28 protein-coding genes are annotated in these 23,530 nt (G+C 37.5%); 14 read left to right on the top strand and 14 right to left on the bottom strand.

Annotation, left to right across the window (positions count from 1 at the left end; all coding sequences use genetic code 11):
* Positions 1-100 precede the first annotated feature (100 nt).
* The 5 genes from mscL to ACSBFT_RS15205 are packed head-to-tail and all read right to left on the bottom strand — an operon-like array spanning position 101 to position 3,110.
* A complete protein-coding gene (gene mscL, locus ACSBFT_RS15225; protein WP_463046834.1) occupies positions 101-502 on the bottom strand; it encodes a large conductance mechanosensitive channel protein MscL in 402 nt (133 codons plus the stop codon).
* Between the two features lie 29 nt (positions 503-531).
* A complete protein-coding gene (locus tag ACSBFT_RS15220; protein WP_463046833.1) occupies positions 532-1,458 on the bottom strand; it encodes a DUF3078 domain-containing protein in 927 nt (308 codons plus the stop codon).
* A gap of 17 nt (positions 1,459-1,475) precedes the next feature.
* Positions 1,476-2,306: a mechanosensitive ion channel family protein gene (locus ACSBFT_RS15215; RefSeq protein ID WP_463046832.1), complete on the bottom strand. Its 831-nt coding sequence runs from the start codon at positions 2,304-2,306 to the stop codon at positions 1,476-1,478.
* Positions 2,299-2,505, bottom strand: a complete 207-nt coding sequence (locus tag ACSBFT_RS15210) for a hypothetical protein (protein WP_463046831.1) — start codon at positions 2,503-2,505, stop codon at positions 2,299-2,301. Before ACSBFT_RS15210 ends, ACSBFT_RS15215 begins: the two co-directional genes overlap by 8 nt.
* A gap of 2 nt (positions 2,506-2,507) precedes the next feature.
* On the bottom strand, positions 2,508-3,110 hold the full coding sequence (locus ACSBFT_RS15205) for an RNA polymerase sigma factor (protein WP_463046830.1): 603 nt from the start codon (positions 3,108-3,110) through the stop codon (positions 2,508-2,510).
* Positions 3,111-3,332: 222 nt separating this feature from the next.
* Here ACSBFT_RS15205 and ACSBFT_RS15200 point away from each other — a divergent pair, with 222 nt between their 5' ends.
* Both ACSBFT_RS15200 and ACSBFT_RS15195 read left to right on the top strand, forming a co-directional pair.
* Positions 3,333-3,641: an SCP2 sterol-binding domain-containing protein gene (locus ACSBFT_RS15200; protein ID WP_463046829.1), complete on the top strand. Its 309-nt coding sequence runs from the start codon at positions 3,333-3,335 to the stop codon at positions 3,639-3,641.
* A 40-nt stretch (positions 3,642-3,681) separates the two neighbouring features.
* Positions 3,682-5,484, top strand: coding sequence for an acyl-CoA dehydrogenase family protein (locus ACSBFT_RS15195; RefSeq protein WP_489601262.1), 1,803 nt, complete (start codon positions 3,682-3,684; stop codon positions 5,482-5,484).
* 26 nt (positions 5,485-5,510) lie between these two features.
* On the opposite strand, the gene ACSBFT_RS15190 is transcribed toward ACSBFT_RS15195, so the two are convergent.
* Together ACSBFT_RS15190 and ACSBFT_RS15185 are read right to left on the bottom strand one after the other, a co-directional pair.
* A complete protein-coding gene (locus tag ACSBFT_RS15190; protein ID WP_463046827.1) occupies positions 5,511-6,020 on the bottom strand; it encodes an NADH-quinone oxidoreductase subunit B in 510 nt (169 codons plus the stop codon).
* Positions 6,017-6,481: an NADH-quinone oxidoreductase subunit A gene (locus tag ACSBFT_RS15185; RefSeq protein WP_489601260.1), complete on the bottom strand. Its 465-nt coding sequence runs from the start codon at positions 6,479-6,481 to the stop codon at positions 6,017-6,019. Before ACSBFT_RS15185 ends, ACSBFT_RS15190 begins: the two co-directional genes overlap by 4 nt.
* 150 nt (positions 6,482-6,631) lie before the next feature.
* Here ACSBFT_RS15185 and ACSBFT_RS15180 point away from each other — a divergent pair, with 150 nt between their 5' ends.
* The gene (locus tag ACSBFT_RS15180; protein WP_489601258.1) at positions 6,632-7,858 is read left to right on the top strand and encodes a T9SS type A sorting domain-containing protein; all 1,227 of its coding nucleotides are present in this window, start codon (positions 6,632-6,634) and stop codon (positions 7,856-7,858) included.
* On the opposite strand, the gene ACSBFT_RS15175 is transcribed toward ACSBFT_RS15180, so the two are convergent.
* The gene (locus tag ACSBFT_RS15175; protein WP_463046824.1) at positions 7,833-9,317 is read right to left on the bottom strand and encodes a sodium:solute symporter; all 1,485 of its coding nucleotides are present in this window, start codon (positions 9,315-9,317) and stop codon (positions 7,833-7,835) included. The two genes, ACSBFT_RS15180 and ACSBFT_RS15175, sit on opposite strands and share 26 nt — an antisense overlap.
* Before the next feature lie 91 nt (positions 9,318-9,408).
* Here ACSBFT_RS15175 and ACSBFT_RS15170 point away from each other — a divergent pair, with 91 nt between their 5' ends.
* The 7 genes from ACSBFT_RS15170 (at position 9,409) to ACSBFT_RS15140 (ending at position 14,103) form a co-directional block, all read left to right on the top strand.
* Positions 9,409-9,702, top strand: coding sequence for an ATP-dependent Clp protease adaptor ClpS (locus tag ACSBFT_RS15170; protein WP_463046823.1), 294 nt, complete (start codon positions 9,409-9,411; stop codon positions 9,700-9,702).
* Between the two features lie 43 nt (positions 9,703-9,745).
* Positions 9,746-10,357 (top strand): recombination mediator RecR, encoded by a 612-nt coding sequence (gene recR, locus ACSBFT_RS15165; RefSeq protein ID WP_463046822.1) that lies wholly within the window; start codon positions 9,746-9,748, stop codon positions 10,355-10,357.
* A 140-nt stretch (positions 10,358-10,497) separates the two neighbouring features.
* Positions 10,498-11,457, top strand: a complete 960-nt coding sequence (locus tag ACSBFT_RS15160; RefSeq protein ID WP_463046821.1) for an isopenicillin N synthase family dioxygenase — start codon at positions 10,498-10,500, stop codon at positions 11,455-11,457.
* Positions 11,458-11,470: 13 nt separating this feature from the next.
* On the top strand, positions 11,471-12,028 hold the full coding sequence (locus ACSBFT_RS15155) for a hypothetical protein (RefSeq protein WP_489601256.1): 558 nt from the start codon (positions 11,471-11,473) through the stop codon (positions 12,026-12,028).
* A gap of 36 nt (positions 12,029-12,064) precedes the next feature.
* Positions 12,065-13,303: a chromate efflux transporter gene (gene chrA / locus ACSBFT_RS15150; protein WP_489601254.1), complete on the top strand. Its 1,239-nt coding sequence runs from the start codon at positions 12,065-12,067 to the stop codon at positions 13,301-13,303.
* Positions 13,304-13,357: 54 nt separating this feature from the next.
* Positions 13,358-13,750 (top strand): RidA family protein, encoded by a 393-nt coding sequence (locus tag ACSBFT_RS15145; protein WP_463046818.1) that lies wholly within the window; start codon positions 13,358-13,360, stop codon positions 13,748-13,750.
* A 131-nt stretch (positions 13,751-13,881) separates the two neighbouring features.
* Positions 13,882-14,103 (top strand): PspC domain-containing protein, encoded by a 222-nt coding sequence (locus tag ACSBFT_RS15140; RefSeq protein ID WP_463046817.1) that lies wholly within the window; start codon positions 13,882-13,884, stop codon positions 14,101-14,103.
* A 1-nt stretch (position 14,104) separates the two neighbouring features.
* Here the strand turns inward: ACSBFT_RS15140 and ACSBFT_RS15135 are convergent, their stop codons facing one another.
* Positions 14,105-15,319, bottom strand: a complete 1,215-nt coding sequence (locus tag ACSBFT_RS15135; protein ID WP_463046816.1) for an NADH-quinone oxidoreductase subunit D — start codon at positions 15,317-15,319, stop codon at positions 14,105-14,107.
* Between the two features lie 235 nt (positions 15,320-15,554).
* Here ACSBFT_RS15135 and ACSBFT_RS15130 point away from each other — a divergent pair, with 235 nt between their 5' ends.
* Together ACSBFT_RS15130 and ACSBFT_RS15125 are read left to right on the top strand one after the other, a co-directional pair.
* Entirely contained in the window at positions 15,555-16,382 is an 828-nt protein-coding gene (locus tag ACSBFT_RS15130) for an aminotransferase class IV (protein WP_489601252.1), read from the top strand.
* Positions 16,383-16,423: 41 nt separating this feature from the next.
* A complete protein-coding gene (locus ACSBFT_RS15125) occupies positions 16,424-16,987 on the top strand; it encodes a hypothetical protein (protein ID WP_463046814.1) in 564 nt (187 codons plus the stop codon).
* A gap of 3 nt (positions 16,988-16,990) precedes the next feature.
* On the opposite strand, the gene ACSBFT_RS15120 is transcribed toward ACSBFT_RS15125, so the two are convergent.
* The 5 genes from ACSBFT_RS15120 to ACSBFT_RS15100 form a co-directional block, all read right to left on the bottom strand.
* Positions 16,991-17,626, bottom strand: a complete 636-nt coding sequence (locus ACSBFT_RS15120) for a hypothetical protein (RefSeq protein WP_489601251.1) — start codon at positions 17,624-17,626, stop codon at positions 16,991-16,993.
* A 9-nt stretch (positions 17,627-17,635) separates the two neighbouring features.
* A complete protein-coding gene (locus ACSBFT_RS15115) occupies positions 17,636-18,514 on the bottom strand; it encodes a DUF6588 family protein (protein WP_489601249.1) in 879 nt (292 codons plus the stop codon).
* Between the two features lie 208 nt (positions 18,515-18,722).
* Positions 18,723-19,130 carry a Dabb family protein gene (locus ACSBFT_RS15110; protein ID WP_489601248.1) on the bottom strand — a complete coding sequence of 136 codons (408 nt, stop codon included), beginning with the start codon at positions 19,128-19,130 and terminating at the stop codon, positions 18,723-18,725.
* A 28-nt stretch (positions 19,131-19,158) separates the two neighbouring features.
* A complete protein-coding gene (mgrA, locus tag ACSBFT_RS15105; RefSeq protein WP_489601247.1) occupies positions 19,159-20,148 on the bottom strand; it encodes an L-glyceraldehyde 3-phosphate reductase in 990 nt (329 codons plus the stop codon).
* A 116-nt stretch (positions 20,149-20,264) separates the two neighbouring features.
* A complete protein-coding gene (locus ACSBFT_RS15100) occupies positions 20,265-21,479 on the bottom strand; it encodes a DNA polymerase Y family protein (protein ID WP_489601245.1) in 1,215 nt (404 codons plus the stop codon).
* Positions 21,480-21,739: 260 nt separating this feature from the next.
* Here ACSBFT_RS15100 and ACSBFT_RS15095 point away from each other — a divergent pair, with 260 nt between their 5' ends.
* Positions 21,740-22,483 (top strand): NIPSNAP family protein, encoded by a 744-nt coding sequence (locus ACSBFT_RS15095; RefSeq protein WP_489601244.1) that lies wholly within the window; start codon positions 21,740-21,742, stop codon positions 22,481-22,483.
* Positions 22,484-22,590: 107 nt separating this feature from the next.
* The gene (locus tag ACSBFT_RS15090) at positions 22,591-23,502 is read left to right on the top strand and encodes a hypothetical protein (RefSeq protein WP_489601242.1); all 912 of its coding nucleotides are present in this window, start codon (positions 22,591-22,593) and stop codon (positions 23,500-23,502) included.
* The last annotated feature ends 28 nt before the right edge of the window (positions 23,503-23,530 follow it).

Raw genomic sequence — 23,530 nt, 5'->3', positions numbered from 1 at the left:
TGGGTTCAAAAGATATTTTCATAATTTAATTATCCCCAAAAGAGAAAAAGGGAGAAACCTCTCGATTCTCCCTTTTTCTACCAATGTGATCTTTAAAAAATCACTTTTTTAAAGCATCTCTTATTTCTTTCAAAATGTCTAGTTCAGATGGACCAGCCGGAGCCGCTATAGGTGCAGGATCTTTTGTTTTGTTATAAGCTTTTACAATGACAAAAAGAACTATACCGACCGTGATAAGATTAATAATGCTGTTGATCCAGATACCATAATTAATAGCGTTTTCAGGAGTTGAAACTGTACCATCTGCGGCTACGATAGCTGGATCTAAAACCACTTTTAGGTCGGCAAAATCAAGTCCGCCGGCAAAGTGTCCTACTATGGGCATCATGATGTTTCCTACAAAGCCACTGACTACAAGGCCAACCGCCCCCGCCAGGATTACAGCAACTGCAAGGTCAATGACATTACCTGTCATGATGAAATTTTTGAATTCTTTAAGCATTTTTTTATGATTTTTAGGGTTAAAAAAAATTATAGGGCAAGTGAGAAACCTGCTGATAAGCCTTGGCTAAGTTGAAATTTATCAACTTGGTCTTTATCATAGATTCCTATCAGTGAGAAATTTACGTTAAAATACTTACCTATCTTAGAAGTTGCTATTAAATTAATGTTATGGTCAATAGGTTTAGATTCGGGAGCGTATGCTACAAATGCTTGATACCGCCATTTAAGATTGAAATTTTCGGTAATGTTTTTGTCAAATGCCGCAACAGCCTGAACGCCAAATTCATTAAGGATATTCTTGCCTCTATCTACGCCATATGCTCTATAAATCTCATTGTCATTTTTGTCTAGAACTAGAATTTCTTTATTTTCTCTTACCTCATCATTGAATAATAAGGTTTGACGCACTGTGGCACCGCCTAACTGTACTGTAAAAAATGGTTTAGGTACCCATTCCACACCAATGCCTTCTGAAAGAAAAGCTGGAGCAAAAATATTAGATATTAGGTTTCCTCTAGAGCCGTCCTCGTTAAAATCATATCCACCAGAAATTTGGCTTAAAAGATTTACACCAGCAAACCAGTTGAATTTTGGATTTATTTTTTTTGCATACTTACTTTCTGCAAAAAGTCTATCCACACTTTTTCTTAGATCTAAGCCTTTGTTTCTTAAAAAGCCGAATTGAAATTGTATGTCGTTAGTCCAGACACCAGTGCCTTTATGCTTTACTGCAAGATTGTTGAAAAGTAAACCTACGGCAAAGTTATTTACGCCGCCACCCTGCCAGCTGTTATTGAAAGAAGCTTGAGAGAAGTTAACTGCTAATTGGGTGTTTCTGTCCCACCAACCAACTCTTAATGAGTCTTCTAAATTTTTCATTACAATGGGCTCTTGGGCTGCGGCTCCAAATGCCATGATACTTAAGAAAAGGATACTAAGAATACTTTGTTTCATTTTGAAAATCTGGGGTTTTATTGATTGTGTATTGTTACTTTTTCAGTTTGCAAGACTCTTAAAGGGAAAACAGTTTTAGTCTCACCACTTTTTAAGGTTATGGATGTATTATCCACACTTATTACTTCACCTTTTATACCATCAATTTCAATGACTTGACCTTCTGCGTATTTGTTTCTGGAATAAAAGGAACTTATAATATTGAGCAATATTTCTTTGGAGGCAAATCCGTAACCTATTGAAAAGGCTAAAATGATTCCAGCAATTAGAATATTAAAACTACTTTCTAAAAGAGTCGTATTTATGCCAGCTTGACCTAGTGCAGCTATAATCGTTATTACTAAAAGGAAGAAGAAAACGCCTGAACCTATTAATTTGCCAGAGGCTATATTAAAAGATTCACAAATACCCACTACAAAAGATTTGACGGCATCTGCCAACAGAAGACCCGCAAAAATCATAATAGAAGCTGAAATTACTTTAGGGATATAATCCACCAGCATCACAAACATGTTTGAGATGGCAGGCACTCCCAAAGTTTGTGCTGCTTGTATTAGGAAAACTATTAATATGAAATAGTAAACCACTACAGAAATAACTTTGCTCAGCTTAATATCTAAGTCAAACTTCTTGATGGCATCTATGTTGTTTATTTTTTCTCCGAGCTTATCTAGTCCAATTTTGGAAAAGACGTTTCTTAAAACAGTACTAGCAATTTTTGCGGTAAGCCAGCCTATTAGAAGTACTACAATGGCACCTATGAGGTTAGAAGTGAATTCTCCAAATTGTACAATAAGGTTTTGGAAAGTCGAAAATAGGATGTCCTTTATATTAGGTAGTTTATTCATTATTATTTTTATGACTAGTGCTGTTAGATTCTAATTCTTGAAGCATTGCTGCTCCTATTTTAAAAGGTTCGCCTATAAACATGTTGACCAAGACCATTGCTTCCCTAATAATGTCAATCTCAGAAACTAACTGATTTTTGACTTTTTCAGAGCCCTCAAATAAAAGTTCTTTATTAATGTCGAAATTATTTTTCTCCATTTCTATTTTTTTAAGAGTAGCAATACTTTAAGAACCACCAGGCTAAACAAAGCAAGATGCTCAAGATAGAGTCTTTTCATTTTTTCCTTTGTTCTTAGAAGCCTCATTTTTGTGGCACTTTCAGAAAGTTCAAAGGTTTCAGAGATCTCCTTAATGCTGAAATTGTCTTGATATTTCATTAATAACATGGCCTTTTCTTGAGGAGAAATTTGTTCTAAGCTTTTATGTAAACCTTCCGTTTTCATGCCTAGAAGCTCGGTGTCCATCTCTTCTTCTACAAATTCCATTTTATCATCCCATGCTTCTTCTCTGGCTTTTTTCTCTTTTCTGATGTTATCCATACAGTAATTATAGGTGATGGAATATAACCAAGTAGAGAATTTGGCGTTTTCTTTAAACGTACCAATCTTAGTGATCACCTTCAAAAAAACATCATGAGCGAGGTCTTCAGCTTTTGCGGAATCTCCCGTAAAAGAGAAACATTTTCTATAGACCTTGTCGGAATATCTATCGTATATTTTCTCAAAATAAATGTTGTTTTGAGAGGAAATATAGTTCCTGACAAGCTCTTCATCTTTCATCTTTTCTACTAGTGGACTCTGCATTTAAGACTATGTTCTTTAAAAAAGTAACTTAAAAATCAGGAAATTTTTAGGTTTGGTGCCATAAATGCAAATATCCAAAAAATATTACGCTCAGTATTATCGACAAGGATAAATAAATGTAATTGTATATAAGATAGGGATTAAGGCTTTGGTTAAAGCACATTTTTAATAGAACCCAAAAGTCGAAATGGTTATATTTGTAGAAAAAATAACAACAAACTAATGAACGCAAAAGAATTTCTACAAAGGATACCCACAAAAGTAAATGCGGAAGAAAATAAGGACTTGAACACTGCCCTGCATTTTGATTTTAATGAGGAGAAATATACGCTATCTGTTAAAAATGGAGTCGCTGAATTTTCGGAAGGATTGGTAGGCGAAGCAGAAGTAACCTTAAAAGCTAAAGCCGATGACTTTGCTAAAATAGCTTCTGGTGAAATGAATCCTATGACGGCTATGATGTTTGGAAAATTGAAAGTCTCAAACCCAGGAGCCATGATGAAATATGCCAAAATGCTAGGTTTCATGTAAAATCAACTTTCTTCATCAATAATTAAAACCCTACAAAAAAATGGCTGAAAAATATTTCGACCGAAAAACATTGAATTTTATTCTGGAGCAAGTGCATGCAGGGTCTTCCCTAACTTCTTTACCATATTTTGAGGATCACGATAGCGAAACTTTCAAAATGGTACTGGATACCGCGGAGCACATCGGCGATACTATCATGTTTCCAAACCTTAAGGCGGTCGATAAGGGCCAGCCGGAATTGGTGAATGGTGAAGTGAAAGTGCATTCATCTGTTGGAGATTATCTTAAGGCCGTGGGAGAAGCAGGAATTTTGGCATCTGATTTTTCTTATGAGGACGGAGGTTCACAGCTGCCCTTAACGGTTTCTAGTTTGGTGGGTTTTACCCTGATAGCCGCTAATAATGGTATGCTATATAGTGGACTTACTACCGGCTCCGCGAGGTTAATTACAACTTTTGGTACACAAGATCTAAAGGAAAGGTATGCGTCTAAAATGCTTGATGGTACTTTTCAAGGCACCATGTGCTTGACAGAGCCTCAGGCAGGTTCCTCTTTATCGGACATTAACGCCTTTGCTACCAGAAATGATGATGGTACTTTTAACCTTACTGGCCAGAAGATATTTATCTCAGCGGGAGATCATAACTTTTGTGAAAATGTAGTGCATTTGGTTATTGCAAGAATTAAAGGAGCACCCTCCGGCTCAAAAGGTATCTCTCTTTTTGTGGTACCTAAGATTTTACCCAATGGAGGGCTTAATGACGTTACCAACGTTGGTATTTTTCATAAATTAGGTCAGAAGGGAGTGCCCGCTATGCATCTGGGGTTTGGAGATAAGAGCAACAATTGCGTAGCGTATCTCATTGGAGAGGAGAACAAAGGCTTAAGTTACATGTTTCAAATGATGAATGAAGCTAGAATAGGTGTTGGGATAACGGGAGCGGCTATAGCTTCTGCCGCTTATCAAGCATCATTAGAATATGCTAAGGAAAGGCCTCAAAGTAGAAGGTTAAATGAAAAGTCGGAGATAGAAACGCCACAGGTATATATTATTCAGCATCCAGATGTGAGGAGAATGCTGTTTTTTCAAAAGGCCGTGGTAGAAGGATCAATGTCTCTTCTTACAGAAGTGTCTAAGTATCATGATTTATCTCATCATGCCGAGAGCCAAGAAGAGAAAATGAAGTATCATTTACTCTTGGAGCTTTTAACACCAGTAGCTAAGACATACCCTTGTGAAGCCGGCATGAAATCCATATCTGAGGCCGTGCAAGTTTTTGGTGGTTACGGTTTTACAGAGGATTTTCCTGTAGAACAGTATTATAGAGATATTAGAATTACTTCTATTTATGAAGGAACTACTGGTATACAGTCTTTAGATTTATTAGGAAGAAAAGTGCTTATGGCAAATGGTAAGGCCATGCAGCTTTTAGCCGAAGAGATGAGTCATACCATTCAAGAGGCCAGTGGAAATGATGAGCTTAAAAGGTATGCAATAAAACTAGGGGTTTCTATAAAAGAACTTACGGAGGTTACCCAGCATCTTATGAAAGTAGCGGGCAGCGGAGATGTGGAGCTGTTTCTTTCTGATGCCACCTTATATATGGAATTATTTAGTTTAGTAAGTATTGCTTGGCAGTGGCTTAAGATGGGTAACGCCGCAGCTTCTGGTTTAGAACACGTAGGTTCCAATAATGAAGAAAAGGCATTTCTGAATAGTAAAATTCAAACGATGAAGTTCTTTTATCATTACGAACTCCCTAAAACAGCAGGTTTTATTACGCGGTTAAAAGACCCAGAAGTAATTACTGTTTTAAGGAATGAAGAAGAAGTAGTATTTTAGAAAATATACTTTTAAAGGTGAAATGCTTATTCCTTTATGGAGGCTAGGCTTTCACCTTTTATTTTATCTTGTAGTTTTAAAATTCCTCCTATTAAAGCTTCGGGTCTAGGTGGGCATCCTGGAACATACACATCCACTGGGATTATCCTGTCAACACCTTTTACTACGTGATAGCCATGCTCCCAATATGGACCACCGCAGTTAGAACAGCTACCCATAGAAATTACATATTTGGGTTCCGCCATTTGCTCATATAACCTTTTAATTCTATCAGCCATTTTAAAGGTAACCGTTCCAGAAATTATGATAAGGTCAGACTGCCTTGGAGAGTTCCTTGGGAAAATCCCAAAACGTTCTAAATCGTAGTTTGAAGCCATGGAAGCCATCATTTCAATGGCACAGCAGGCCAATCCAAAACCTAAAGGCCAAAGAGAGTTAGCTCTTGCCCAATTGGCTAGCTCGTCAAGGTTGGTCAATATGACTTCGCCCTGACCATCTTTTATTCTATCGCTATTTTCTAGGGAATCAAAATTCATTTGTACTTCTCGTTAATAGATTCATAAGCCGACATTGGGATTTTAGGTTCGAAGTCGGACTTTTTAAAAGAGGAACTAACCCAGTCCAAATGTCCTTCCTTCCAAGCATAAACCAAGCCCAAAGTCAGTAGAAATATGAAAATAAACATTTCACTAATGGCATACCAAGCCCATTTTCCGGAAGTTTCCATGATAAGATCTGCATTACCAAAAACGGTAGCCCAAGGGAAAAGTAAGACTAACTCTACCTCGAAAAGCAGAAATATAATGGCTACAACATAAAAGCGAATATTAAAACTTACCAGAGCAGAACCCTCAACATCTTCGCCAGATTCATAGGTGCTTAACTTTTCTGGGTTCGGTTTGTCTGGTCTTAAAAACTTAGCTACCCCCAAAAGCACGGAGACCATTAGAAATGCCCCGAGAATAAAAAGGAAGATAAATGTGAAGTTTTGAGCCATAGTTAATTCTTAAATTGCAAACCTATGTTATTTAATTTAAAAATGTAACATAAGGTTTCTTAAGGATTGAAATATTTGGAATTAAATTTGTACTAATTCAGGTAAAATTACCGTATTTATATAGATTCATGTTTAGTTTTATAGTCGGACATGTTAAATAAGATATTCATTTTGATTCTGGGATTGACCATTTTTAAAGGTTTTGGTCAGGATAGTGCTATACCCGAACCGGTGATTTGCCATGCTGATGAACGCGATGCTTTTACTCAGATTATAGATCTTTCCTTTGAGCAGTCTAGAAGGGCTTCAACAAGTGACATTATAGTTCAATACACTGATTTTCCGAATGAAGCCAAACAGGCTTTTGAAAAGGCCGTTAGCATCTGGGAAAGTACATTGATTTCAAAACAACCCATTAGAATAAATGCCGTTTGGGAAAACATAGAGGGAACCACCTTGGCTTTTTCTGGTGCTACAAGAATTTATAGAAACACCGATAATGTGCCGTATAGGGATGTCTGGTATGTAGGGCCATTGGCTGAAGCCATTTCTGGGAAAGACTTAAATAATGGCGATTTTGACATCAATGTTACGCTTAATAGTAATACGAACTGGTCTTACAGTACAGATGGCTCTACGTTTTCTGGTCGGTTTGATATGGTTACGGTAGTGATGCATGAAATTGCTCATGGTCTAGGCTTTTCCTCCTCTATGAAGCTCATTAATGACAATTCTGAAGGACAATGGGGACAATCAGGCTTCCCGTATATATATGATATGTTTATTCGAAACGAGAATGGTTTGGTAGTGGTTGAAAAAAAGAATTTTCAGAATCCATCATTGGAATTAAAAAATCAAATGATTAGCAATAGTTTAATTTTCAATGTCTCAAACAGAAATTATAATGGACGTAAACCGCAAATATTTTGTCCTGACCCTTACAAAGAAGGAGCCAGTTTGTCTCATATAGACTTTAGGGAAGGTTCTGGTTCTTCATTGATGTCTCCCGCTATAAAATCTTCATTCGCTATATATTCACCGGGGAATGAGATTTTAACGATGTTGAATGAAATAGGGTGGCCTGTTAATAACCTTGAGACGGTGAACGTTTTGGCGAATGAGCCTGAACCCAAAATTTTAGTTTTTCCAAACCCCAGTATGGGAAGTTTGGCTATAGCCATGCCGGAGAGCTTAAGTTCTGAGAACACTGAAGTTATAATTCTCGATAACCTAGGGCGTGTTTTTGACTCCTTCATTAAAAATACCCATATGGAGAGAACGTTTTATTTCTCCATAGATAATCTCCCTGCGGGTCACTATTTCTTAAAGATAAACTCCGAGAAAGGTAGTATTACAAAGCAGTTGGTGAAGTTGTAGCTTTTCTGAAAATGAAAAGGCCTGCTACCGTCAAAATACCATTCAATAATAAATTCTCAAATCCAAACCTATAAGAAGTCTGCGTTTCTATGAGGTTCACCAATGCGTAAGTTAGTATGGGTGCTGCAATACATACATAAGGCACAAACTTGTCTTTTACACCTTGTTTCGTATAAATTCCATAAGCAAATAAGCCTAATAAAGGCCCATAGGTATAACTCGCAATCTGGTAAACCGCCGAAATTACATCCGTGCTGTTAAGAGCATTGAAAATTAAGATAACCACAAAGAAGAGAAGAGAAAAGCCAATATGAGTGATGTTCTTGAGCTTTTTCCTTTCGGTTTCTGGTCTTCCCTCAAAATTCAAAAAGTCAATACAGAAAGCTGTAGTAAGTGCGGTTAAAGCAGAATCTGAACTGGCGTAGGTGGCTGCTGTAATTCCAATCAAAAACATAACGGCCACTAAAGTTCCTCCAATTCCGAAGTCGATTCCTCCAAAGTGTTGGAGGGCCATCATAGGGTAGAGATCATCTGTTTTAGCAGGTATACTCAGTCCTTTCTGCTCTGCATAAATATACATTAATGCACCAAGTGTAAGGAACATAAGATTAACAAATACCAGAACCACGGTAAACCAAAGCATGTTTTTCTTGGCTTCACCGATGTCTTTACAGACCAAATTCTTTTGCATAAGGTCTTGGTCTAGACCCGTCATTACTATGGCAATTAGGGCTCCCGAGAAGAACTGTTTAAAGAAATTTTGTGGGTCAGACCAGCCACCTTCAAAAAAGAAAATGTCGGAATAGGAGTTTGATGAAACCGTGTGGAGCATTTCCCCAAAACCCAAGCCCATTTCTGACGTAATGAGATAAATAGTGAGTGCAACAGCAGAAACCAAAAAGGTGGTTTGCAGCGTATCTGTGATGACAATTGTTTTTATTCCACCTTTAAAAGTATAAATCCAAATAAGGGCAATCGTAATTAACACAGAAAGCCAAAATGGAACACCTAGTGGGTCGTAAATGACTATTTGAAGAACCTGAGCAGCTATATAAAGTCTTACTGCAGAGCCTAAGGTTCTACTCAATAAGAAAAATGCCGAACCCGTTTTGTAGGACCAGAAGCCGAAACGCTTTTCTAAATAAGTATAAATTGAAATTAGGTTTAGCCTATAATAGATGGGCATAAGAACGGTGGCTATGAATAAATATCCTAGGGTAAAGCCCAGCACCATTTGGAAATAGGAGAAGTCTTTAGTGCCAACAGCTCCAGGAACAGAAATAAAGGTTACACCAGATAAAGACGTGCCTATCATTCCAAAAGCCACTAAATACCAAGGAACATCCTTATTTGCATTAAAAAAAGAGTTGGTATCAGCTCCTTTAGAGGTTTTTATAGAAATTAATACTAGTACAGTAAAGTAAACTAAGAGAATGGTTATGGCTAATCCTGGGCTCATAAAATTGGATTGGTTATTCAGAAAGGCTCAAAGATAAGCATTAGAAAACAGCTTTTTTTGATATTTTTGTATCGCTTTAAATGACCAAAGAATGAATCCAGAAGAAAGTCCTCAGATAGAAGTAATTGAACAAGTAGACGAAGTCATAGAAAGTGTTAAGCTTTGGAGTCTTGTGGTATTTAATGATGATGTAAATACTTTTGACCATGTGATAGACACGTTGATGGATGTTTGTGGCCATGAAGGCACGCAGGCAGAACAGTGTGCTATGATCATTCACCTTAAAGGAAAGTGTGCCGTAAATTCAGGTGAATATGATGAACTGGTAAGCCAGCGAAACGAAATCTGTAGAAGAGGGATTTCTGCCGAAGTCATGATAAAATGATAGGATTTTTTTAAAGCATTAGAAATGCTCATAAATATAAATTGTGAATTACCCTTCCAAATTAATTGAAAATGCCATAACAGAAATCTCTAAGTTACCTGGCATTGGTAAGAAATCTGCTTTAAGGCTGGCACTGCATTTATTGAAAGCGGATGAGTCAAAGACTATGAGCCTTTCACAGGCACTTATAGATTTAAGAACTAAAACGACCTACTGCCGAAGTTGTCATAACATTGCTGACGCTGAAATATGCCAAATATGTAACTCAATCAATAGAGACCAAGAGCTTATCTGTGTAGTACAGGATACAAGAGATGTATTGGCTATTGAAAATACGGCTCAATACCAAGGCCTCTATCATGTTTTAGGTGGTATAATTTCCCCTATTGCTGGAATCGGCCCAAATGATTTAAATATAGATTCTTTGGTGAATAGGATATCGGAAAACGGAGGAGTGAAAGAGGTGATTTTAGCACTGTCTCCTACCATGGAAGGGGATACTACTGCTTTTTATATTCAAAAAAAACTTTCAGACTTTGACCTTCAGATTAGTACCATAGCCAGGGGTATACCAATAGGTGGAGATTTGGAATATGCCGACGAAATAACTTTAGGAAGAAGTATAGCCAGTAGAACCAGAAGTGATGTGAAATAGTTTGAGGACATTATCAGGTAAAGCATGTGCACCGTTAATGCAAGGAATACTTCGGAAATATAATGAGATAGATAAGCTGTTGTTATATTGACTTTAGTCTTATTTATGACGTACTTTTGAGCTAATAAATATCTACAAAAATGTCTCAACAAACACTTTTAGATACAATACCTTCGGTAGATTTAGCCGAATTCGTTTCAGGTGATGCTACACTTAAAAGCAAATTTGTAAGTGAGTTAGGAGCAGCCTTTACCAATATAGGTTTTGTAGCACTAAAGAATCATGGACTTTCAGAGGATCTAAGAGAAAAACTTTATGCTGCCGTGCAGCGTTTTTTTTATCAAGAAGATAGTTTAAAAACCAAATACGAATTTCCTGAATTAGCCGGTCAAAGGGGTTATATAGGAAAGAATAAAGAAACAGCAAAAGGCTTTAAAAAGCCCGATCTAAAGGAGTTTTATCATGTAGGTCAGCTAAATCCTCGTGAAGATATGGCTGAGAATGTTTTCCCAGCTGAGGTTCCTGATTTTGAGGAATTTACCAAAGAAACCTTCAAAATATTTGAAAATACTGGACGAACGCTTTTGAAAGCGATTGCGATTTATTTAGAGCTTCCAGAAGATTATTTCGAGGCAAAGGTTTATCAAGGAGACAGTATTTTGAGAGCTTTGCATTATTTTCCAATAGAAAATCCAGAACTATTAGAAGAAGGTGCTGTAAGAGCTGCCGCCCATGGAGATATCAATTTGATAACACTTTTGATGGGTGCCTCTGCAGACGGTCTTCAAGTATTAAGAGCAGATGGAGAGTGGATTGCGGTTACTGCTCTACCTGACCAAATTGTGATAAATGTGGGTGATATGTTAGACCGACTCACTAATCATAAATTAAAATCGACGATTCATAGAGTGGTGAATCCACCTGTGGAAAAAATGAAGACTTCTAGATTTTCGATACCGTTTTTTATGCACCCGCGTGCAGAAATGGATTTAACCTCTTTGGAGTCGTGTATAACTGCTGAGCATCCGAAAGTATATGTAGATATGACGGCCGGCGAGTTTTTAGAAGAAAGATTAAGAGAATTAGGACTGAAAAAATAAATATAATAAACAAATGAAAAAAGTAATCTTAGCCATGTTTGTGGCATCCGCCATGATGTCTTGTAACTCATCTTCCTCTGAAAGTACAGAAACTACGGAAGATGTGTCAGAAGCTACGGCATATAATTTTAATTTGGCCAAAACCAAACTTACTTGGACTGCCTTTAAAACGCCAGACAAAGTGGGTGTTCCTGGTTCCTTTGATGAAATTAGCCTTTCTGGAAACTCTTTCACGATTAATACTAAAACAGTAAATACTGGTAATGAGCCTCGTGATGCTAAATTAGTGGAGTTTTTCTTTAATAACTTAAGCGATTCTTTAATTACGGGTTCTTACGGAGCGGCCGCAGACGGTAAAATTCCGGTTACGCTTAAAATGAATGGCATTGAAAAAACCTTCAGTTTCGCCATTGCGGAAAATGACACTGCGACTATCGTATCTGGAAGTATAGATATTCTTGGAGATTTTAGTGGAAATACTGCCTTAGAGCGTATTAGTGAGGCATGTAAAGAACTTCACTTGAATAAGACATGGTCTGATGTTAGCCTTCAAGTAGTTGAGATGAAATAAGATTTTAGTCATAATGTCTTTATAAAAAATAAATCGGTGTTTACGCCGATTTATTTTTTGTTAGATTGTGCTCTTATTCAGATTAATAATTTGATAACGACTCGTCAATTACGCAATTTGGTCTTCTTAAAGGAAGTGCTCTTAATAGCATTGACGGGGTTTGGTGGGCCTAATGTTCACCTCACTATGTTTATCAAATTCTTTGTTTTAAAGCGGAGGTACCTGACAGAAGCCGAGCTGATGGAGCTTCAGGCTTTATGCCAAATTTTACCGGGGCCTACTTCTACACAGACCATAACGGCTATAGGTTTTAAACTTGGCGGGCCGGTTTTGGCTTTACTTACCTTGTTTATTTGGATTCTTCCAGCGAGTCTTATTATGGCTTTGGCGGCACTAGGGGTGTCTTTTGTAGACAAAGACCTACTTTTAAAGATGACTCGGTTTATAAAGCCGATGGGAGTTTCTTTTATTTTTTATGCCGCTTATGTTATCGGCAGAAAAGTAATCCATTCTAGAACCAGCTGGGTATTGATGGTTTTGGGGGCAGGAATGGCGTTTTTGTATCGGTCTCCTTATATCACGCCAGCATTGATTTTATTAGGTGGCGTAGTTTCTTCTTTCAAATTTGAGCAGCTAGAAAAGTTTGATAAAAACCCTATCAAAATTCACTGGCGAAATTTTATTTTATGGGCAGGTATTTTTGTTATTTCTATTGCGGCAGGGTCTATTACCCAAAGTTTGCCCATTAGGCTTTTTGAAAACTTTTATAGAAATGGGAGCTTGGCCTTTGGTGGAGGTCATATTATGAAACCATTATTGTATAATGAGTTTGTGGAGTTTAAACACTATTTGTCTGCAGACGAATTTCTATCTGGTATCGCCATAGCCGAATTGGTTCCAGGCCCAACGTTTTCCATTGCTACTTTTGTCGGCTCTCTTTCTATGAGAGAATGGGGTGTGAGCGGTCAAATGTTAGGAGCGGGCATAGCATCATTGGGCATTTTCTTGCCGGGTATTTTAATGATTTTCTTTGTTATCAGGTTTTGGGATCAGCTTAAACAGTATCGCGTTGTAAGGGCTTCCTTGGAAGGAATTAATGCATCCAGTACGGGTCTAACCATAGCTGCTGGTATCTCTTTGTTTGAGCCTATGGCAGATTCTATGCTGTCCGTATGGACTATACTTTTAACTTTCATTATTCTGATTGGCACTAAAATACCCTCTTATTTAATAATTATAGGCGGTTTAATCTTGGGTTTAATTGTAAATATTTAATTTAGAATCTCTTATTCTTGTTAACAATCTTATTTTTTCAAAAGAATTGCTTCTATGAAAAGGAAAAACTTGGTTTCGGGTACGCTATGGGAAGAAAGAATTGGATATTCTAGAGGAGTTAGGATAAACAACATTATTGAAATAAGTGGTACGGTTTCAGTCACAAGCAGTGGTGAAATAGTGGGGGAGGCTGATCCGTATTTACAAACTCGTTTTATTTTAATGCGAATTCAAAATGCCATTGAGCAGCTAGGTGGTTCCTTGGAGGATGTCATTAGAACCAGAATATATGTCCATGACATTTCAAATTGGGAGAAAATAGCTAAGGCTCATTCTGAGTTTTTTGGAGAAATTAAACCCTGTAATAGTCTGGTAGAAGTGAGTAAAATGATTGACGAAGCTTATCTCGTAGAGATTGAGGCCAGTGCCGTTTTAGTCAACGATTAAAAGAAAGATATACTTTGATTTTTTGGTAGAATATGGAGAACTATATATTTTAAGTTTCTAAATCTTCCATAAATAATTTCAAAAGGATTACTTTAGTACGTTATTTGCTGTATAAAAGTCAAAGACACTTCATGGAAAAAGTGAAATACATATTGGAAGGTAGGCTATTCGGAGTCTGTGCTAAAATGGGTGAAAGACTTAGTTTTTCTGCCAGTAGCATAAGATTATATTTTATTTACGCCTCTTTCTTTACTTTGGGCTCGCCCATTATCATTTATATGGTTTTGGCATTTTGGATGGAAGTAAGAAAGCATCTAAGAAGACACCAAAATCCAAGTGTTTGGGAGTTATAGATTATCGGTCTACTTCTCCCATAACTACATCTATAGATCCCACTATAGCTACTAGGTCGGCTATCATGGTTCCTCTAGCTAATTCTGGTAGGATAGAAAGATTGTTAAACGAGCATGCTCTCACTTTAGCTCTTTCAGGAATATCTGATTTCCCATTTGTTTTAAAGAAGAATCCTAGCTCACCTTTTGGGTTTTCAGCTCTGCAATAAAAATCCATGGCTTTTGGTCTTATTTTTTTTGGTACCAAAGCTTGCGGGTCAAAACTCCTCTCACGTTTGTGTTCTTTGGTCAGTTTTTCTAGACACTGTTCGATAATCTTGACAGATTCAGAACATTCCAATACCCTTACATTGTTTCTGTCCCAGCAGTCGCCTATGCTGCCCATCTCTCCTTTTCCTACTGGAATATCAAAATCAATTTCGGGATAAACGGAATAAGCATCTACTCTTCTTAAATCATATTTTAAACCACTACCTCTTAAAACTGGCCCTGTACAACCGTAGTTTACTGCCATTTGAAGGGGAAGTACGCCTAGGTTGGCTGTTCTTTTAATGAAAATATGATTATCAATAATGATTTGACGAAGTTCTACTAGTTTGGGTTTTAGATATTTAACAAACTCCGCACACTTTTCTTCAAAGCCCACAGGTAAATCATAAAAAAGACCTCCAATCCAGATATAATTGTACAGCATTCTAGCTCCTGAAACCCATTCTAGCATTCGCATGATGGTTTCTCGGTCTCTAAAGAGCCAAAGAAATGGGGTAGCGGCACCAATATCTAAACCATAGGTGCCTATGGCTATAAAATGGGACGCCAGTCTGTTTAATTCAGCTACTAAAACACGAATGTATTCTACTCTTTTAGGAATGTCGTTTTCAATGCCTAACATTTTTTCAATGCCCATGGCCCAAGCGTGCTCGGAGTTCATGGCGGCCACATAATCTAGCCTGTCCACATATGGAATAGCTTGATTAAAAGGGACAGATTCGGCGTGTTTTTCAAAACATCTATGTAGATACCCCATATGAGGTACCACATCTTTAATGACTTCTCCCTCTGTGACTACCTCTAGTCTCAATACCCCGTGAGTGGAAGGGTGCTGAGGACCAATATTGATAATCATTTCTTCACTTTTTAAGTCTGAGGCCGTGTATTTGACAGGCTCAGAAAGTGTAAGATGCTCTGGTTTGTATTTGTATTGAACTTTTGACATTTCTGAAGGTAAAGTTAGGAATGAAAAAGTCAGGTGCTATTATTTTTTTGTAAATATGACAGGCCTCATTTAAGATTGGTTGCTTTCTCTTGAGTTTGGAGCAAAAGCCATTGTTGAAGTAATTTTGGTTTTTATATGAAAAAAGCTTTCGTGCTGTTAAACAATGCAGCATTCCAGTTGAAATTCATGTTAATTTATAGTTATTGGGTTACTAAATTTAAAGTGTTCGGCGGGTATGATAAGAAATTACAGTTGGTATAATGGACAGATAATGCTTTCCGACAAAGTGAGCATAAGTGCAAATGACTTGGGGCTATTAAGAGGGTATGGTCTTTTTGATTATTTCAGAACTTATAATAGAAAACCTTTTCAATGGGATTGGTACTGGCAGCGATTTAGTAATTCCGCTAAAATATTAAAGATTCCCTTAAATATTACACAAGAAGAAGTAGCGGAAATATTAGTGGAATTAACCATGCTTTCGGAGCATAAAGAGATAGCCTTTCGTTTTCTGCTAACTGGAGGAGATGCCCCAGATAGCTCCACCATGATAAAGCCTAATTTACTGATCAGATCAGAGGCTATTTCTGAGGTCTCTGCGGAAACTTATGAGAAAGGTATTTCAATCATTACGCATAGCTACGCTAGGGATATGCCAGAGTTGAAATCTACAGATTATAAAAGAGTGCTGTCTCTTCAGGAGCACTTGAAAGAAGTGGGAGCTTCGGATGTTTTATATCATACAGACGAAGTAATTACGGAAATGAGTAGGAGCAATGTGTTTTTGGTAAAAAACGGAAAGATCAAAACGCCTAAAGTGGGTATTTTAAAGGGGATTACTCGCAGAACTACCATTGAGCTGGTTAAACCAGATTTTGAAATAGAAGAATCGGATATTTTAGTATCTGAGCTTTATGAGGCTGACGAAGTTTTTACCACTTCTACGAATAAAAAGATATTGGCCGTTTCAAAGATTGATGGAAAGGAGATTGGCAATGGTTTGGCAGGGTCAGTGAGTAAAGAATTATTAAAACGATTTGAAGATTTTACCGAAAACTGGTAAGAAATAAAATCTTTTTTAAATCCGAGGCGTTTATTTAACCAATGCACGAAATAGAACCATACCATAACTGGCAAAAATATTATCAAGCGGAGAAAGATATGCGTTCCCCTTTCTTTGGGAGGGAATATAGCATTTATTATGAAAATGATGTTTATGGTTATTATATAGACCCAAGGTGGGATGAAATAGGCTCTGAAACGCTTTATATTAAACTACTATATACAGATTACGCAAGAAATGTGGCGGTACTAGAGCTTTTTGGCGAATGGAATGACACGCTTCATAACGATATCATGTATCTGAAAAGGAATGTGATTGACAGGCTGTTGAAAAACGGCATTGATAAGTTTATTCTGATTGCAGAAAACCTTTTTCAATTTCATGGTGGGGATCAAGACTATTATGAAGAGTGGTTTGAAGAAGTGGAAGGGGGCTGGGTAAGCATTATTAACGCACCAGATTTTATTCTTTCCGAAATGCAGAAATACAGATTGGATTATTATCTGAATTTTGGGGGCACGTTGCAGTTTGAAAACTGGCGAACATTGAAACCTAGCAGGTTGTTTGAACTGGTTCAGGCATTAATGCAACGGAGGCTGGGATAAACATTAAAAGATACATTTTTCCTGAGCAAGGCCTATCGGAACTTCTTCGCAGGTTTCATAAGTAACGTCAATGATGACATTTAACTTAATATCTGCTATAAAGGCTCCCTCATAAGCTATGCCATTCATCTCCATGGTATATACTCGGTCATTGGAGTAGCCATCTATGTCTGATCTGTCTACAAGTACATCCGTAAGAAAGGCTTTTACCTTTTCAGCACCTTTAGAGTTTAACCATTTGTCAACCGCCCAACGACTAAGCCCAGCTACGGTTTGAGTGACGGGAGCCTCACCTGACTTTGATAGGAAAACTGTTCTACCGATGGTGGTTCCGTTGTTTACATAAATTCTATAATCGAGTGAGGTTGCTTTACTGGCAGGGTTTAAATTAACACCAATGTTGACATTCTTTATGTCTACCCGTTTTATGATAAAGTCATCCGCTAAGTCTAAGTCTAAGATTTGCCTAATGATTTCGTTACCTTTAATGCTAGAGCTTTCATTGAACTCACCGGCTTTTGTAAGGGTAAATGGGAAGGACTGATTTACGGTAGTGACATATTTGAATTTCCCTCGTTCTAAACAACCAGATAAAAGAATTGATGTCACTAAAATTAAGGCAATTGATTTAAGTTTCATGTTATTAGATTAAAATGAAAGTCCGATATGTGCCGAAACTACCGTTGGCTGTAAAAGAGAAACTTCGGCGTTTAGGAGTAAAACAGAGAGTTTAAGACCAGCTCCAATTCCACCTACTAGCTTGTTTCTGTTTTTCAAGCTAATGTTAAATTGAGAAGTTAAATCTTGGCTACCTTCATATTCAAAATCTGCGTCCAATTTCCCGCTTTGAAAACCTACAAAACCATAGTATTGATAAAATTTAGCCTGTCTACCCACATGCAAACTGGCCCTTTGGGTAACAAAATCAAAGTAATTGTTCATGCCTAGTTTCTGAAAGGCATAGTTTAGGACTACAAAATCGTTTTGATTTTTCAAGAAGTATCTTCCTAAGTTATGCTGTAAACCAACTCCCAGCCACTTGAAGGTGTCATCACTCTCTTTTACTTTATATTGAGCAAATCTGAAACTTAGGCTTGAACCAACAATATTCCCGATGGTGATTTGAGGAGCCACTAATGGGATAAATCGGCTACCTGAGCCAGGGACGTAAGTATTTGCAGAGCCATTTTCATTTTCTTTGACCACGGTTTCTGATGGACCAACAATAGTTGGTACTTGAAAACCGAGTGCACGCCCTTCCGAGTCTATGGGTTCAAACGTTCTGAGTTTATCATTAATGAAATAAGATCTGTTTCCAATAAGCTTAATGGTGAAGTGAAAACCACTGTCTAATGGCATTCTATCTACATGGCCTGTATTAAGTCCTGCTGTAAGAACATCGGCAAGGGGTTGAAAATAGGAAACTTGATTTTGCCCTTCATATGCCTTAAGGAGGTCATCAAAGTTTTGAGCTTCTATCTTAAGCGAAAGACAAAGTACGAGCAGAAGAGCTAGTGTTTTTTTCATCTTAATGTCATGGTTAGCCTTTAGACTTCGCAGATTTTTATGGGAAAATGCGAGCTTAAAAATGTAGGATAATTAAGATACAAAAAAAACTTATAAAGTCAAATGATTGATGTGTAGTTTATTAGGTAGGGGTCTGTTCTTTTTAGCACTTGGTGTGGTAAAAAAAAGACGGCTTTTCTCATAAGAGATACACCGTCTTTTGTCGATTTTAAGGTACTGAGTCGTATATCTTAACGGTGCTCCATAAATGACTATAGTCTTCTACAAATTTTAAGTGGATAGGGTCAACTTGATACATTTCTTCTTCTTCCATATTCTTAAAGAAACACATCCAACTCACTGCGTAGTCTTTTACTATCACCTCTCTGTCTGTAGCTGCAGGGAAGCCGATATAGTGCTGCTGTATAGTTTCTACTTCAGCTAGTTTATTTAAACCTTCTACCAATTTGGCTCTATCCTCCATGCTATCTGGATTATTAAGATAGAAAAAAACGTGGTGGATAAAAGGGTTTTCTATAGCTGGGCTTTCTATCGTTACTGTTTCTGTTACTTCTTCCGCTGCTGGTGTGCATGAAAAAGCGAATGCCAAGACTAAAAGAGATAAGATTGATTTCATATGTTTTGTTTTAAATTATAAGTGTATTTTATTTTAATATTTTTTCAATTTGAGTTAACTCATCAGCTGAGAAAACTTTATTATCTAAAGCACCTAAAGAGTTTTCTAGTTGAGAAACACGGCTAGCACCTATAAGAACCGTGGTTACTCTCTCATCTTTTAATAACCAAGCTATGGCCATTTGAGCAAGAGATTGTCCACGACCTTCGGCTAGGTCGTTTAGTTTTTGAATTTTACCAATAACCGTTTCGTTAAGTTCGTCTTTTTGCAAAAAGCCGTGGTCTAATGCCGCACGAGAACCTTCAGGAATTCCTTTTAGGTATTTATTGGTTAAAAGCCCTTGAGCCAAAGGCGAAAACGGGATACAGCCTACACCGTTATCTCCCAATACATCCATAAGTCCTTGCTCTGCATCACGCACAAACATGCTGTATTTAGGTTGGTGAATAAGGCATGGCGTACCTAAGTCTTTCAAAATAGCTAGAGCTTCTGTAGTTTGCTCTGGGTTATAATTACTAAGACCAGCATATAATGCTTTCCCAGAACGAACTATACTGTCTAGTGCTCCCATGGTTTCTTCCATTGGGGTGTCTGGGTCTGGACGGTGAGAGTAAAAAATATCTACATATTCTAAGCCCATTCTTTTAAGGCTCTGGTCGCAACTAGAGATTAGATATTTTCTAGAACCCCACTCTCCATAAGGACCTGGCCACATGTGGTAACCCGCTTTAGAAGAAATGATGAGCTCGTCTCTATAGGGTAAAAAGTCTTTTTTCAGTATTGCACCAAAGTTTTCTTCTGCAGAGCCAGGAGGTGGACCGTAATTGTTGGCTAGGTCAAAATGCGTGATACCGGAGTCAAATGCCGTTCTTAGAATAGCTCGGTAGGTTTCGTAGGTATCTACGCCACCGAAATTATGCCATAGGCCCAGAGATATCTCGGGTAATCTTATGCCGCTTTTACCGCACCTGCGATACTCCATTTTATCATATCTCGCTGGATTTGCTACGTATGTCATTTAGGGTAGTTATTTATTATTGATTGAGAAAATTATGCTAAGGTAATAAGCTCTTTTCAGGTCTGCTTTATTTTCTTGACCAAATATGAGATTTTGGTGATATGCACATCCTCTTTTTATTGCGTGCGATGTGCCAGTACGATGGGCGGTTCTCCATTAAAAGGGTTCATCATGCTTCCTATGCTTTTGGCTCCAAAAGTAGATGCTCTCATTACGCTTCTGGCACCAAAACGGTCACGCACTTTATCCATGCCTTCATAGAGGTTAGCTGTTTTCCTACTGTCTTCAAAAAGGCTCATTTGGTAGCTCCCTTGAGTAATGTCGCTAAACTTTACGCCTACCAAACGTACCAATAGTCTGCGGCTGTAAAGGTTTTCAAAAAGCTCTAATACTTTGGGTATCATGATATGATCTGCAGAAGAGTAGGGTATTCTTACTTGTTTAGAATAAGTGTTAAAATCTGAGTAACGAACTTTTACGCCTATGCAGGCTGCTATTTTTCCTGCTCGCCTGAGCTGATAAGTAAGATGCTCTGCCATGGCTTCAATAAGTGTGCGGAGCTTATGAATATCTGTGGTGTCTCTGCCAAAAGTCCGTTCGTTAGAAATGGATTTTCTTTCATGATATTCCACCACAGGACTGTTATCTATGCCATTTGATTTTTCCCAGATAGTATGACCATTTTTCCCTAATACAGATTCCATCATTTCTAAAGGCATCTCTTGCACAGTATGTACTTTTTTGATGCCTAGGTTGCAGAGTGTTTGGTAAGTTTTGTCACCCACCATAGGTATTTTTTTGATAGATAATGGAGCTAAAAATCCTTTTTCAGTACCAAGAACTACGTTTAGTTTATTATTGGGCTTGGCTTCTCCTGTGGCTACTTTAGAAACGGTTTTATTCATAGAAAGTCCAAAAGATATGGGCAGGCCACTCTCTCTCATAATTCTTTCACGAAGTTCTAAGGAGAATTGATAACAACCGAAATGCTTATCCATTCCGCTGAGGTCTGCATAGAATTCGTCTACACTGGCTTTTTCTAAAATGGGCACGCGTTCTTTGAGTATATCTGTCACTATTTTAGAATGTTCGGTATAGACGCCGGCGTTTCCTTTGATAACAATGGCCTCCGGCATAAGCATACGAGCCATTTTCATGGGCATACCAGAGTGAATCCCATAAGGGCGAACTTCATAGCTAGCCGCAGACACCACCCCTCGGTCTCCTGTGCCACCTATGAGTATGGGTTTGTTATCTAGACTGCTGTCTATTTTGCGTTCCACAGACACAAAAAAGGTATCTAAGTCCATATGTAATATGGTTCTGCTCATTATTGATATTCAGGACGTTATTCCCGTGTTTAAGGATATGTATTCACTCGGCTTCTTGTGTTTTAAAAACACAAGAAGTTTTATGTCAAATGTAGGTCGACGAAGAGCTTCGCTACAAATATTAGTATTGAATGCTAATAATATTGACATGGTTTTAAGTAAATTGGTCTACTAAAGCGGCAGGCTTAAAGTCATTTTTTTGTGATAGAATTTTATTGCTCTAAATTGCCATTGTTAAATAACTATTACCCTAAACAGAAATGAGAAAAACATTAATAACGCTATGCCTTGCCCTCTTCACTTTGGGTGCCTTTGCTCAGAATGAATTTTATGAACTTCGAGTTTACACCATGAAACGTGGTGGGCCAGCTTCAGGATTGCATAATTATCTGGAGAAATCCTTAATACCTGCTTTAAACAGAGAAGGTGTTAAAAACATCGGCGTTTTTGAAGAGTATGGTATGAGCCAGCCGGCAAAATATTATCTTTTAATTCCGTATGCTAGCATGAGTGCTTATGAGACTATTCACGCCAAATTAAAAACAGACAAAACTTTTATTAGCGACTCAAAAGAATATAACCAACTCTCACAAGAAGCTTTTCCTTATGACAGAGTTGAGGTGTCTCACTTTAGAGCTTTTGACGGAATACCTAAGTTGATAAAACCAGCTAGCGGTTCTATGCTTTTTGAACTAAGAACTTACGAGAGCTACGGAGAAGACGCCGCCAGAAGAAAAAGAAAAATGTTTAACGAAGGCGAAATAGAGATTTTTGAAAAGACAGGCTTACACTCTGTTTTCTTCGGCGAGAAACTAGCAGGCCCACAAATGCCAGCATTAACTTATATGTTGGCATTTAAAGACATGGAAGAGCGTGATGCCAACTGGGCGAAATTTGTAGCTCATCCAGACTGGAAAGTTCTCTCTGGCTTAGAAGAATACGCCAACTCTGTTTCCGATATCAAAAGAACTTTTTTAAAGCCTTTGGGGTATTCGCAGTTGTAAGTCATATAATTTGAAGCTCAATCCTGACTAAAATGTGGCTCACTTTTCGTAAAAAGTGAGCCACAAATGTTTTTTTTGAGCTTAAATCTAACTGAAGGTAGAATAGCATGAACCTAAATAGTATTAAAAACCTTTTCAAAAGGAAAACCCAAAAGACCGTTTATTTGGCGGGAGGGGAAGTTTTCCTCAACGGAGATGATAAATGTAATAATTTCATTGCAACGCAAAATTTAAGTCTTCAGGATTTAGAACATTTCGATTCTGGCCTGCAATTAGTGTATAAGGAAAATAAGCTTTCGAAAGCTTTTGAGTTTTTTGAACTCACAGAACATGGTTTTGACTGGCAAGAAAAAAAATTAAAGCCCGATGAAATTGGTTTAGAATTTCCTGAATTTCAAAAAAACAAATTCGTCCAGTTAGAAGAAAGTCTCAAGGGAATTAATCAGTTAGGAGGGAAACCTCCAGAGGAACTGATATTCCCAAACACTAATTGTGTCGTACCTTTTCAATATTTGGGCTTCCTCGACAACGCTGACCCAAATTTCAATTGGTTACCATTTAGGCTAAACTTGATTTGCCCAATTTATCTAAACTTTAGAAGCCTATTTATGGATTATTCAATCCCAAACGCTCCTCAAGTTATCAATGTGGATGAAATAGAATCTTTTGAAACCTCTTTCGCGAATGAGTTAAATGAAAATTCAACTATTGAATATGAAGCCTTTAAATTCAGTACCGTCCAAAATGTAAAAAATTGGAAAAACTTATTAGGTGGCGGAGGAGTTCCCAAATGGATACAATATCCTGACATACCAACCTGTCCAACCTCTGGAAAAAGGATGAAATTTTTAACTCAATTCAGTAAGGGACCAAAAACTAAATATATTCAAAATGTAAACCTAGAAAACGAATCTTTGGCTAAATATTTTGAAAACATGAATTTTTGGGGAGATGGAGAATTATACGTCTTCTTTGAGCCTAGCTCAAAAACTGTATGCTATCTAATCCAAAATACATAGAAATGATAGCTTAAAGTCATTTCAAAAG

This window comes from Arcticibacterium sp. SM2516, from assembly GCF_057914865.1.
Note: the sequence above shows the minus strand (reverse complement) of the source record. Positions and strands in the feature narration are given on the sequence as shown.